Origin of the sequence: Paenibacillus sp. J23TS9, from assembly GCF_018403225.1 — a bacterium.
Taxonomy (GTDB): domain Bacteria; phylum Bacillota; class Bacilli; order Paenibacillales; family Paenibacillaceae; genus Paenibacillus_AQ.
The window spans coordinates 2,242,530-2,254,719 of the sequence record NZ_BOSG01000001.1 but is presented as its reverse complement, the minus strand read 5'-3'; the positions used below and the strand labels follow the sequence as shown (position 1 = coordinate 2,254,719).

Annotated in this window: 10 protein-coding genes; 6 read left to right on the top strand and 4 right to left on the bottom strand. The window is 47.1% G+C overall.

Translation table 11 applies throughout. From position 1 onward, the window contains the following. Positions 1-6: 6 nt before the first annotated feature. Together KJS65_RS10600 and KJS65_RS10595 are read right to left on the bottom strand one after the other, a co-directional pair. Entirely contained in the window at positions 7-954 is a 948-nt protein-coding gene (locus tag KJS65_RS10600; protein ID WP_213649784.1) for a carbohydrate ABC transporter permease, read from the bottom strand. Positions 955-999: 45 nt separating this feature from the next. Next, positions 1,000-2,253 carry an ABC transporter substrate-binding protein gene (locus KJS65_RS10595; RefSeq protein ID WP_213649783.1) on the bottom strand — a complete coding sequence of 418 codons (1,254 nt, stop codon included), beginning with the start codon at positions 2,251-2,253 and terminating at the stop codon, positions 1,000-1,002. Positions 2,254-2,408: 155 nt separating this feature from the next. On the opposite strand from KJS65_RS10595, the gene KJS65_RS10590 reads away from it, so the two are divergent. The 5 genes from KJS65_RS10590 (at position 2,409) to KJS65_RS10570 (ending at position 8,603) form a co-directional block, all read left to right on the top strand. Further along, the gene (locus tag KJS65_RS10590) at positions 2,409-3,854 is read left to right on the top strand and encodes a serine hydrolase domain-containing protein (protein WP_213649782.1); all 1,446 of its coding nucleotides are present in this window, start codon (positions 2,409-2,411) and stop codon (positions 3,852-3,854) included. Between the two features lie 166 nt (positions 3,855-4,020). Beyond that, complete coding sequence (locus tag KJS65_RS10585; RefSeq protein ID WP_213649781.1) at positions 4,021-4,899, top strand: hypothetical protein; 879 nt, start codon at positions 4,021-4,023, stop codon at positions 4,897-4,899. A 244-nt stretch (positions 4,900-5,143) separates the two neighbouring features. Beyond that, a complete protein-coding gene (locus tag KJS65_RS10580; RefSeq protein WP_213649780.1) occupies positions 5,144-6,697 on the top strand; it encodes an efflux RND transporter periplasmic adaptor subunit in 1,554 nt (517 codons plus the stop codon). A 44-nt stretch (positions 6,698-6,741) separates the two neighbouring features. Beyond that, positions 6,742-7,389, top strand: coding sequence for an ABC transporter ATP-binding protein (locus KJS65_RS10575; protein ID WP_213650751.1), 648 nt, complete (start codon positions 6,742-6,744; stop codon positions 7,387-7,389). Further along, on the top strand, positions 7,386-8,603 hold the full coding sequence (locus KJS65_RS10570) for an ABC transporter permease (protein WP_213649779.1): 1,218 nt from the start codon (positions 7,386-7,388) through the stop codon (positions 8,601-8,603). The genes KJS65_RS10575 and KJS65_RS10570 overlap by 4 nt, the downstream gene beginning before the upstream one ends. A gap of 18 nt (positions 8,604-8,621) precedes the next feature. Here KJS65_RS10570 and KJS65_RS10565 read toward each other — a convergent pair whose 3' ends face one another. Further along, complete coding sequence (locus KJS65_RS10565) at positions 8,622-9,737, bottom strand: VanZ family protein (RefSeq protein WP_213650750.1); 1,116 nt, start codon at positions 9,735-9,737, stop codon at positions 8,622-8,624. A 217-nt stretch (positions 9,738-9,954) separates the two neighbouring features. Here KJS65_RS10565 and KJS65_RS10560 point away from each other — a divergent pair, with 217 nt between their 5' ends. Further along, positions 9,955-11,304: an amino acid permease gene (locus KJS65_RS10560; RefSeq protein ID WP_213649778.1), complete on the top strand. Its 1,350-nt coding sequence runs from the start codon at positions 9,955-9,957 to the stop codon at positions 11,302-11,304. 25 nt (positions 11,305-11,329) lie between these two features. On the opposite strand, the gene KJS65_RS10555 is transcribed toward KJS65_RS10560, so the two are convergent. Beyond that, a complete protein-coding gene (locus KJS65_RS10555) occupies positions 11,330-11,926 on the bottom strand; it encodes a TetR/AcrR family transcriptional regulator (protein WP_213649777.1) in 597 nt (198 codons plus the stop codon). Between the last annotated feature and the right edge of the window lie 264 nt (positions 11,927-12,190).

Here is a 12,190-nt window from a genome sequence, read left to right as displayed (position 1 = left end):
TGAACATTACATCGTTCCTTTTCCCTGAACCATTTTCCAGTTGAATAAGGAGAAGAGGGCAATCAGAACGAACATCCCCCAGCCGACAGCCGATCCATAACCGAAATAGTTATTGATGAAGGCTTCGCGGTACAAATAGAGGACGATGGTTAATCCTCCGCCGTTGACTCCCCCGTCGTTGCCGACAAGAACCTGCGGTTCGGTGAATATCTGCATGCCGCCAATGGTGGATGTAATGACGGTAAAGAGTATGATGGGACGAAGATTGGGAAGCGTGATGCGGAAAAATGACTGAATACCCGACGCGCCATCGATTTTAGCTGCCTCATACAGTACGGTCGGAATGCTCTGCAGACCTGCAAGATAGATGACGGCATTATATCCAACCCAGCGCCAGATCACCATAAAGGAAACAGCCAACTGGATGCCCCAGGTATGATTAAGCCACTCGACCGGATCGAGACCAAACAAAGTGAAGATGTAATTCAAAAGTCCGTAATTATTGGAAAAGACAGTACTGAACACGATGGATACGGCGACAAGTGAGGTGACGTTCGGCAGAAAATAACCTATCCGGAAAAAGGTACGGAATTTCACGAAGGAAGCATTGAGCAGAAAAGCTACAACAAGTGCCGAGAAGAGCATCGGAATCGTGGAATAGATCCAGATGAGCAGTGTGTTGCCCACGGCCTTCCAAAACTCCGGATCGGTCAGCATAAACCGGTAGTTATTCACTCCATTGAAGGTCATTACACCGATTCCATCCCATCTTTGAAAGGACAGATACATGGAAAAGAGAATCGGAAACAGGCCGAACACGGCAAACAGAAGATAGAATGGTGAGATTGCCAAATATTCTTTGCGGTGCTTCCATAGTTCCGAAGACAGCTTGCGTTTGGTAGCGGCAGGATATGGCGTGCGCGGCTCCAGTGGTTGGCGTAGCGGTTCTCCCATACATTTCAACCTCCCCGGTTGGTGTGATTGTCTGATAAGGGTTTATTAGCGAAGCAGTTCTTTTTTTACTCGTTTCAGAGCGGCAGCCCAAGCTGTGTTTGGATCCTTGCCCAGGGCTACGGATTGCAGCTCGCGAGTTACAATACCGTTCAAATTCGCATATTTGCTTCCAAAGTACGCTGGTTTAACATTCCGGGCTGATTCGGTAAAAATCTCTCCCGTGCTTTGACCGCCGAAAAAGTCCTCCTTCTCTTTCATAACCGGTGCATCCAGCGCTTGGGTAGCCGACGGGAAGAGGTTGATATCTTTAAAGGCTGTGACCTGATTCTCCGGATTCATCAGCCATTTCATGACTTCGAAAGATTCCTTGGGATGCTTGCTTGTTTTCATAATCGCAAGAAAGGATCCGCCATTATTGCCATCACCGCCTGGAGCTCTGGCAACCCGCCATTTGCCGGCTGTATCAGGAGCTGCATCCATCAGGATTTGCTTGCACCATACAGCTCCAACGAAGGAGGCGATTTTTCCGTTATTCATCGCTGCATTCCACTCGGACGTGAATGAGTTAGCGTTAGCGATCAACCCCATTTGTGAAGCCTGCACCGCTAGATCCCATGCCTTTTTCATGGATGAATCTGAACTTTCGCCGATGAAATCATCTTTTTTGTCAAAATAAATTTTGTCTGACTGAGCGTTGATTTGCGTATAGATGCCGCCGATATTATCGGTCAGCTTCACCTTGTTTCCAAGTGACTGCTGCAGCTTTTCACCGGCCTTGAAATAATCCTCCCAGGTGCCCATTTGTTTATGGACTTCTTCGGGATCGGTAGGGAGTCCGGCCTGGCTGAACAGATCCTCACGGTAAAACAAAGCGGTAGGGCCCGTATCAATCGGCATAGCGATCATTTTTCCTTCCGGGGTTACACCGAACTGCCATTTCCAGTCCAGATAATCCGGCTCGATATCTTTTGCGCCAAGCTCATAAAGATCATAGAAGCGGTCTGCACTCGGGAACAGCTCGGTAACCCAGTCGTTAAAGGCTACAATATCGGGACCGTTGCTGCCTGCGGCCAAGGTCGTCTTGAGCTTGGATTTGAAATCACCGCCGATTTTTTGGGCATTGATCCGTACATCTGGAAATTGTTTTTGCACGGCCTGAATAAGTTTGTCATCAAGTCCGCGATTCCAATACCACAATGTAAGCGTTTTCTGGTTTGGGTTTGATGAATTGCTGGAGCATCCACTTACCATGAACACGACAATCAACAGCCAGAAGATGTACATGCGGGTTTTTCCCATCCACTTTGCCTCCATTCTTGTTTCAGCAGGTTGACTAAAATCCTATCCACACTTCCTAAATTATGTATAATGGTAATTATTAATCGCTTTTTTTTTATTTGAAACGCCGTTAATTTCTCAGTAAAGCCACTTAAAAACTAAGGGAGAGTGGATGTATGCAGAATACAGATGTATCTCTGCCGAGAAAATCCCCTGAAGAATTGGGGATTTCTTCAAAAAACGTTATCGGGTTTCTGGATGGTTTGAAAGCGCATCACATTGAACTGCACAGCTTTATGTTTCTGCGGCATGGGAATGTGGCTGCGGAAGGCTGGTGGAGTCCCTACGCTCCTGAGCTTCCCCATATGCTGTTCTCGCTCAGCAAGAGCTTCACGTCGACGGCGATCGGCATGGCTGTGCATGAAGGGATTTTGACGCTGGATGATCAGGTCATTTCTTTCTTCCCGGAAGATCTGCCTGAGGAAGTGTCTCATCATCTCGCTGCCATGCAAATTCGCCATCTTCTCATGATGGGCACCGGCCATGACAGAGATACGATGGATGCTCTACATGAGGCAGTGGACGGCAACTGGGCCAAGGCTTTTCTGAGTTTGCCTGTCGACCATGAACCCGGAACTCATTTTCTTTATAATACGGGTGCTACCTATATGCTATCAGCAATTTTACAGAAGGCATCCGGGCAAAATTTATTGCAATTTTTGCATAATCGTTTGTTTGAGCCGCTTGGCATTCAACATCCAACCTGGGAAACCTGTCCGCGCGGCATACATACAGGAGGCTTCGGCCTGAACATCACAACGGAGGACATTGCCAAGTTCGGACAATTGTATTTGCAAAAGGGAATGTGGCAGGGACAACGGATCATTGAAGAGCAGTGGATAGATGAAGCCACAAGCAAGCAGATTTCCAATGGTGATGGGGGAGACAGTGACTGGGCTCAAGGTTATGGTTACCAATTCTGGCGCTGCCGCCATGGTGTGTACCGTGGAGACGGGGCCTTCGGTCAATTCTGTATTGTCTTGCCGGAACATGATGCTGTGATAGCCATGACATCAGGAACCAATGATCTCCAAGGCGTTTTGAATGTTGTGTGGGAGCATCTATTGGATGCATTTCTCCCAGAACCGGTGGACGCGGACGAATGGTCAGGTGAACTGAAAGAGCGTCTGGAGCAGCTTCATTTGGAGCCTCCTCAGGTTGTACTGGATTCATTACGGGAAGCGCAAATCAGCGGAAGAACTTATAAGCTTGAAGAGAACGAACTCAAAATTGACAACCTGAGCATTGAGTTCGATGAGGATGCAGCCGTCCTGACGTTGCAGGGGTTTGATGGCGAACATGAGCTGAAGCTTGGTCGACATCGTTGGATGATCGGACAATCGCAGCTTTTCAACCGTCAGGATGGATATTTCGCAGGAAGCTTCACCTGGAGAACGACCGAGGTTCTGCTCCTCACGATTCGGGGAATCGAAACACCATTCTGTTTATCACTTGAAGCACGATATCAGGATGAAGATACCTTAGAGATTCAACAAGGGATCAACGTGTCCTTCGGTCCCACGGAAGGCAAGCCTATTCTGGGAAGGGCTTCAATAGAGTAAACGGATCTTTTGATTAGGAATATCAGAATAGAGCCCATTCGCTGCTAGGCGATTGGGCTCTTCCCGTTGATGATGTTGTTACCTGGTTATACGAAGTTATCCATTTTCGGATTGAAACCTATTTTGGTGCTCCATCGTCTAAAAAGGAAGGAGGTGATCTTGGAAAATGAATAAAAGCAAAGTGAAGATCTGCTCTTTTCTGATGACGGTCCTGTTAGTCTTGTCATTGGCAGCATGTGAGAGCCAATCAAAAGAGAACTCCAGTCCCCCGGAACAAGATAAGTCTGTGAGTCAAGATCCTGTGAAACCTGAAGAGGAAACAGTCATCAAAGTGGAATCAGGCAGCTTCACGGGATTAGCGGATTCACACACCGTTGAAATTATCGTTGAGGGTAAGCCGATGTCTTTTCAATTTGGCGAAGAGTTGAAGCAGGCCATAGAACAAATCAAACCCGATCAACAAGTCGAATTTAAATATGAAGAAAAAGCCATCGAAGGCGATGCCGCGTTGAAGCAGCTCATTTTAACCGAAATCACCAAAAATGATGAGAAGAAATCGGATGATAAAAGCAGCGGGGATAAAACGCTTCCCGATGAGAAAAAGCTGGATGTCACGCTTGAAGGTGAAAAGGAGCAGCGTAATGCTAAGTTGGTGCGCGGAGACGGGTATGCAATGTATATGTTTGAACAGTTCGCGTTTGATAAGGAGAAGAATCTGTTGTATATGAATGTAGATCCTCGCTTCAAGGTACGCATTGAGAAGCTACCAGCTGATTTTAATCAAGATGACCTGATGCTGGAGGGTAAGGCTGAACTCAGAAGGTATGGTAAGGTTACTCGTTTGAAAGAAAGCGGCATAGTGGGTACCATGAAGGGTTCAAGACTGTTCTTAATGGTGCAGGATACAACAGGGACATATGAATATATCGTCAAGGAACTGGACGGTAACGGCTACATTTTCCATGTGGATATACCGCAGGGCGAAGCCGCCGAGGGTTTCGCACCTCTGGCTTTCGCTACCTTGAATACGATTAAGAACCAATAATTTGGGATGATTCCGGTTACTCAAGTCTGATGCCAAAAAAGCTGTTTTGGGCGCAATGCCCAAGACGGCTTTTTTTGTTTTTTTGCCTGTGAAATAGGACTGAATAAAGCCTTTTAACATTTCATTCCAAAATATTTAATTTTCCTTTAATGAACTTTTCAGCCTGTATTAAGCACCTATTCAGCTTGTTTTAAATGAAGGATGGTACGATCATCTCATTCAAGGGAAGGGAGAATGAAGATGAATGAATAAGGTGACTAAGAACGTATTAATCATCTGCAGCTGCGTCGTTGTGATAGGAGCGGGAGGGACTTATTTTGTCCAGAAAAGCTCGGCGAAGCCCAAGACGGAAACAGCGACGATTACATACGAAGTCAAAAAGGGCAATTTATCGAAAACGGTTACCTCCTCGGGCAATGTGGAGGCGTCAGATTCCGTCAACTTATCCTTCAGCGGAAAATCCAAAGTTACCAAGGTAAACGTGAATGCAGGAGACAAAGTTCAAAAAGGCCAGCTGCTTGCCGAGATGGATGCAACGGCACTTCAAAATGCGCTCTTGTCTGCACAGGCCAACTATGACAGTGCGGCTGCGAAGCTTAAAAGCTTGGAAGATGGAACGGATTCCAGTACAATTGCCGATCAAAAATACCAGGTGTCCAAGGCCAAAGCGGATCTAAGCAGCGCGGAGACTGATCTGACTAATGCCAAGAAACTGGCTAATCCCACTTATGTACAGCAGCAGGTAGACAAGGCCAAAACAGCAGTTGTGAATGCTCAAACGAAGCTCGATGAAGTCAAACAAGGAACGGATCAATCGCAAGTTTTATTCGCACAGGTGGCGCTCGAGAATGCACAAAATGCATATAAACAGGCAGCGTCACAGCAAAGCAGTGGCCAAGATTCTCCGCAATCCTCTGTGACTGCGGCCCAAAGCAAGGTTGATAACGCTAAACGGACTTACGATCAAGCGGTCGAGCAGCTGAGCAAGCTTCAAAAGGGACCGGAGGAAAGTGATCTCGCGATGGCCAAAGCAAATGTCGCGCAAGCACAGGCTTCTCTGAGTGATGCGAAGGCCAATATCGAAGGGGCCAAAATTTTCGCTCCTTATAATGGGATGATTTCAGCGGTGAACATCAAAGCCGGCGAATATCCGACAGGGGATAGTACGGCGGTTTCCATGTTTTCCACTGAAGGAAGCTATAAAATATCGGCTTCTATTGATGACACCGACATTACGGACGTAAAAGTTGGACAGGAAGCGAACATCACCTTTGACGCACTTACGGGTGTGACCTTAAAAGGCAAAGTGACCAGCAAAGCCGTGCTTGGTGAAATTCAAAGCAGTGGTCTCGTGACCTTTCCGGTGACAGTGGAGATTACTCCGGGACAGGAAAATACGGATAAATTAATTCCAGGACTCAGCGCAACGATTGCGGTTATAACAGATGGCAAGAAGGATGTGCTGAGCGTACCGGACGCGGCGATCAAATCCTTTGGCGGCAGAAAAATCGTGATGGTTGATAATAACGGTACAACGGAACAAAAGGAAATCACCACCGGACTTGATGATGGAGCCAGCACGGAGGTGATGTCAGGCCTATCGGAGGGCGATAAAGTCAGCATTACGATGACCACGACTTCAACGAACAAATCATCTTCCTCATCCATGATGCAAGGGGGATTCGGCGGCTTCGGCGGCTTTAGCGGCGGACAAATGCAGGGCGGCAGAGAACAGTTTAACCGCACTGGGGGTACAGGCACGCGGCAAAGCAGCACCGGTAACGGAGGTGGCCGGTAGTGATCACCTTTGATAACGTGGATAAAATTTATGCTTCCGGAGAAATGAGGGTTCATGCTTTAAAAGGCGTAACCCTGCATATTGAGGAACGGGAGTTTGTATCCATCATGGGTCCGTCTGGCTCTGGAAAATCAACCATGATGAATGTGATAGGTTGCCTGGACAAACCGAGCTCGGGTATGTACACGCTGGATGGAACGGTTATCGGAACCGCAACGGCCAAGCAGCTCTCAGAGGTTCGCAATCAAAAAATCGGTTTTGTATTTCAGAACTTCAATCTTTTGAAGCGGACCTCCGCGATTGAAAATGTGGAGCTCCCAATGCTGTATGCCGGAAAAAGCAAGAAACAGCGGCGGGAACGTGCGGAGTACTGCCTTGAGCTGGTGGGGCTGAAGGATCGGATGCACCATAAACCAAACGAGCTGTCAGGAGGACAGCAGCAGCGTGTGGCTATAGCCCGTGCATTGTCCAATGATCCATCTATTATTTTAGCGGATGAACCTACTGGAAATTTGGATTCTGCATCCTCAGAAGAGATTATGGGCATTTTCAAGCAGCTGAATAACAACGGAAATACGATTGTTCTCGTCACGCATGAACCGGAGATCGCAGCACACACCAATCGAATCATCTGGTTCAGGGATGGGAAAATCGAATCGGACCGGCTGAATACGGGACGTGTGTCTGTATGAATATAGGTGAACTGCTGAAGCTGTCCTTTCGAAGTTTGCAATCCAATCTGCTCCGTTCGTTTTTAACCATGCTCGGTATTATGATCGGGGTGGCAACGGTCATTGCGATGATATCCATCGGGCAAGGAACCAATAATCAGGTAACCAGTCAAATCCAGAGCCTCGGTTCCAATCTGATTACGGTGACCGCCTCTTCCTCGGGACAATCCGGAGCGGGCGGCGGCAGTGAGGGAACGCTCACTCTTTCGGATGCGGAACCCATCTCGAAGATCAACACGGTGAAATATGTGGCTCCAGTCATGCAGGCGAATACGTCGTTTAAGAATGGGGCAAATATTACGTCCACAAGCATCATTGGTACAACGCCAAGCTATGCAGACATTAAGTCCTGGGAGACGGATATCGGGCGCTTCTTTACAGAGGACGAAGTTACGGACAAAGCTAAGGTGGTTGTGCTGGGGGCTTCGACAGCTGAAAATTTGTTCGGGAAAGCAGGTTTTGATGCGATAGGAAGTATCGTCAAAATCAACAATATCCCTTTTCGTGTGATTGGCGTATTGAAGTCCAAGGGTTCGTCAGGCACGACAGATCTGGATGATACGGCGATCTCTCCGATTACCACGGTTCAGGCGAGGTTCCAAGCAGGCGGCTCCAAGAATGCGATCCGGCAAATTCTGGTGGAGGCCAAGTCTCCAAGTACAATTCAAAGCACCATGGCATTGATGGAATATACGATGCGCCAAAGCCACAAGCTGGGAAGCGGTGAGGATGACTTCAAGGTGCAAAGCCAGGAGGATGTTCTGTCTTCCGCCGAAAGCGTCACGAAGACATTAACGCTATTCCTGGGCGGCGTGGCGGCCATTTCTCTGTTGGTCGGCGGGATCGGCATTATGAACATCATGCTGGTGTCTGTCACAGAGCGTACCCGTGAAATCGGAACCCGCAAAGCTATCGGAGCTAAGGAAGGTACCATCCTCTCCCAGTTTCTCGTTGAATCTGTTACGCTGGCCATTCTGGGCGGTATCATTGGCGTTTTACTCGGATTTGGAGGTTCCAAGCTGGTAGGCAATATGATGAGCATCAAGACAGCGATCTCCATGAATTCAGTTTTATTGGCCGTTGGCTTCTCGGCTTGCATCGGGATTATATTCGGTGTGTTCCCCGCGAGAAAAGCAGCCAAGCTGGACCCGATCGAAGCTCTGCGGTATGAATGATTTAACAAGAAAAAGAGCCTATGCAGGCTCTTTTTCTGTTTCTTCAGAAGGGGTTTTCCACAGGACGACTTGACGGGTCTTGCTGAACTTCTCGTAGAACAGCATCGGATCTTTTTTAAACAAATGGATCACCAGGTGAATGAAGAACCAGGCATTCATGATGAAGACGACGATTCCCAGGAAAAGTCTGCCGATCTCCGGTATATTGTCCAGCGAGCCGGCCAGCAGGCGGTTAAGACCGAAAAATACCCAGTACAATAATCCATAGCGCTTAAACAGGGCGGCCAGTGTAATTCGGTCTCCCATCTTCGTCAACCGGATACGCACCACCCATTTTCCGGGTGTAAGTCCATCCGTAAACCAGGGAATTAATATGAAGTAAATCCCTGTGGCCACCCAAAATGAAGCGGGAATATGCAGTACATAACACATGGCCATCAGAATCGGCCAGATCAGGGAATCGATCAGAAAAGCGATGGCCCTGCGCGTGTATGTGACTCTTTTGGTAGATACGTTAACATCCTCATCAAGCTTTTCGATTCGTGGCAGAAGACCCGACAGCCATTCCGCAGCCAGGTACCCGCAAATGCCGCCCAGCGTGTTCATAATCAAATCATCGACGTCAAAGACACGGTAGGCATGGTCGTATAATCCATAGATCCCGGTTAGCTGAGTAACCTCGAAAAAGAGGGACAACAGGAATGAAAACAGGATCGAGCGGACCCAGCCCGTACGGAAATAATAACGAAGTACCATACCGAAAGGAACCGTGAGTATTATATTGAATATGACCTGCAGAAATGCGCGTTCTTTCAGGAGATGCAGATATGTTGAAGGATCTTCTCCAATGACGGAGGTTTCCTTCAAAATATCATTGATGAAATTAAGAGGCAGCAGCTGCATAGCCCCCGACGTTAGTGCCGGGTTATGCCGTGTTGCGGGCAGCGGGAGAATGACCAGGAAAAATGCATTAAGCAAATAGAGCAGGAACAGGTACAGCACAAATGTGCGGACCTTATTAATATAACCGTATTTACGGTATTGAACGATTAAAAACGGCAGGGTAAACAAGAGAGCCGCAAAGGGAAAAGACATAAAGGCATAGGAAATGGGAAACAGATAGGAATGAAGCATCATCACACCGCCATTCTTGTAACATGGATTATGACTGGCTTATAACAGCCGAGTATGATCATAACATATTCATGGTTTGATCATGTTTAAATTTAGTTTAAATTTTTGCATCGGCCAAGCATGCTTTATATTCACAAATAAGCACAATAGGTTATACTGAAAAATACATTTGTAAAAATACATAGTCATCACGGATGATTACACCAGGAGGATATGGATGGGACAAGCAGAAGGATCATTACAGAAAAAATTAAAGCCTAGACATATCAGCTTTATGGCGATGGGCGGTGTGATCGGAACAGGGATTTTTAAAGGCAGTGCTGAAACGATTGGACTGGCGGGGCCAGGGGTTATCGTGTCTTATATATTTGCAGGGCTGCTGCTGCTGGTCGTCATGGCTGCGATGGCAGAAATGGCGACCGTGTATCCTGGCCGAAACATGAAGGATTTCGTCCGCGAAGCTTTCGGGGAGAAAATCTCTTTTATTATGGGCTGGATGTACTGCTTCATGTGGTTATCGGTATGCGTGATTGAGATAATAGCTGCTGGTAGCTTTTTGCAGTATTGGTTTCCGGAAGTTCCTTTATGGGTGCTTAGTTTGGCCAGTGCGGCCTTTATTATTCTTATCAATCTAATGAGCGTGGGGACATTCGGAGAATTCGAATTTTGGCTGGCAGGTATCAAAATCGCCATGATCGTTATATTTATCGTTCTTGGAATGGGTTTAATATTCGGTATTATTCCAAGTGAGCATACGCCTTACTTACAGAATTTCACAAACTACGGTGGCTTCTTTCCGAATGGCTGGACATCGGTTTTCTCAGCACTGCTTGTAGTCATGTTTTCCTATGGGGGCTCTGAGCTTATCGGCTTGACGCTGACCGAAACGGAAAATGCAGAGCGTATATTACCGAAGGTGGTCGGTAATTTTATTCTGAGAATTATTCTGTTTTTTACGCTGCCGATTCTTATTATCTGCGGATTGATTCCATGGAACCAGGTTGGGCCTGAGAGCAGCCCGTTCGTGCAGGTGCTTTCCTCGACAGGACTCTCAGGGGCGGCCCATATCATGAACTTTATCCTGGTTACCGCTGTGCTGTCGGCTGCGAATTCGGGAATCTACGGGGCATCACGGATGCTCTTTTCCATGGCTGCTGCCGGCGAGGCTCCCAAGATACTGGCAAAAACAAACCGAAAAGGCAGTCCGGTGAACACGCTGTTGTTATGCGGAGTCATACTCCTTGCTGGTGCTATGCTGGGGATGTTTGCTCAGGAGCAGTTATTCCGGGTGCTGATGGCGGTACCAGGCTTCGTCGTTCTTCTGGTATGGATTTGTATTGTTCTTTCCCAGATGAAGCTTCGAAAAGCATACCCGGTTAAACCCGCCTTCAAAGTTTGGGGATCTCCATTTATAACAGGTACCGTAGTTTTGTGTCTGGCGGTCATTGCGGTACTGTTTCTTATTGACCGGCAAAACCGGTTCAGCATCGGGATATGTCTGGCAGTTCTGCTGATGCTAATCATTTGGTCCTTCGCCAAATTCCGGTCCAAACATGGCGGTGTATAAGGAGCGAGGGATATTCCGACTGTTGTTAGGGTTTTCTTTTGAAAACAATATGATCAATTTTACTATTGACGAGCGCCAACAGCTGGTCAGCCATGTAGTTTGCGGAATATTTGAAATTCATTTCTGCCCAGTGCATGATCACGCCAACGGTTGCAGATAAGCGGTAGCTCAGCATTAATTCATAGTCCAGCGGGGGATCGCTTGGTTCCATCTCCATATGCATATCCTCCCGCATGGATGCCCTCAAGGTACTATACAGATCCTCGCTGATGCTGTTATGTACGGAGAGGAGAGCCCTAAATTCATTTTTGTGCTCCTCAATATGTTCGAAAAGTTTCAGGCTGGATGGATAAATCTGCGTTGCTTCCACCTGTTCCATACCTTTGTAAGGCCTCAGCAGTGCCTCACGGATGCCCCGTAAAAAAACCTCTCGTATCTCATTCAAAAGCTCTTCTTTGCCAACATAATGTTTATAAAAAGTTCCCCGATTATAGTCTGCCTTGTCAGCCACTTCCTGAATCGTTACGGATTCATAGCTTTTCTCCAAAACCAGTTCAACAAACGCGGCTTGAATAGCTTGTCTTGTTCTTCGGGCTCTACGGTCTAATTTCTCCACTGACATGTATCCTCTGCCTCCATTATCCAGAATTGCTATGAACCTATCTTACCTGACCATTGATGAATAATCGATCTCTGCGTTATGGATAGCAACAAAATGCACCTATCTGTTCAATAACTCGCAGATCGGATACGAATTAGGATGATCTGTTACCTAGGCGACAATACCTTAAATTATGATTATTGTATAAACAATTAAATGGGAGTAATCTAGGATTGTGGACGGAATGATTCCGCTTCCACTTCGTTGAAGTAAATAAAACTTAAA

Bases quoted from the DNA above. Each gene is read 5' to 3' on its own strand.
- KJS65_RS10555 (WP_213649777.1), bottom strand. From the start codon at position 11,926: ATGTCAGTGGAGAAATTAGACCGTAGAGCCCGAAGAACAAGACAAGCT.
- KJS65_RS10575 (WP_213650751.1), top strand. From the start codon at position 6,742: ATGAGGGTTCATGCTTTAAAAGGCGTAACCCTGCATATTGAGGAACGG.
- KJS65_RS10590 (WP_213649782.1), top strand. From the start codon at position 2,409: ATGCAGAATACAGATGTATCTCTGCCGAGAAAATCCCCTGAAGAATTG.
- KJS65_RS10565 (WP_213650750.1), bottom strand. From the start codon at position 9,737: ATGCTTCATTCCTATCTGTTTCCCATTTCCTATGCCTTTATGTCTTTT.
- KJS65_RS10595 (WP_213649783.1), bottom strand. From the start codon at position 2,253: ATGGGAAAAACCCGCATGTACATCTTCTGGCTGTTGATTGTCGTGTTC.
- KJS65_RS10585 (WP_213649781.1), top strand. From the start codon at position 4,021: ATGAATAAAAGCAAAGTGAAGATCTGCTCTTTTCTGATGACGGTCCTG.
- KJS65_RS10560 (WP_213649778.1), top strand. From the start codon at position 9,955: ATGGGACAAGCAGAAGGATCATTACAGAAAAAATTAAAGCCTAGACAT.
- KJS65_RS10600 (WP_213649784.1), bottom strand. From the start codon at position 954: ATGGGAGAACCGCTACGCCAACCACTGGAGCCGCGCACGCCATATCCT.
- KJS65_RS10570 (WP_213649779.1), top strand. From the start codon at position 7,386: ATGAATATAGGTGAACTGCTGAAGCTGTCCTTTCGAAGTTTGCAATCC.
- KJS65_RS10580 (WP_213649780.1), top strand. From the start codon at position 5,144: ATGAATAAGGTGACTAAGAACGTATTAATCATCTGCAGCTGCGTCGTT.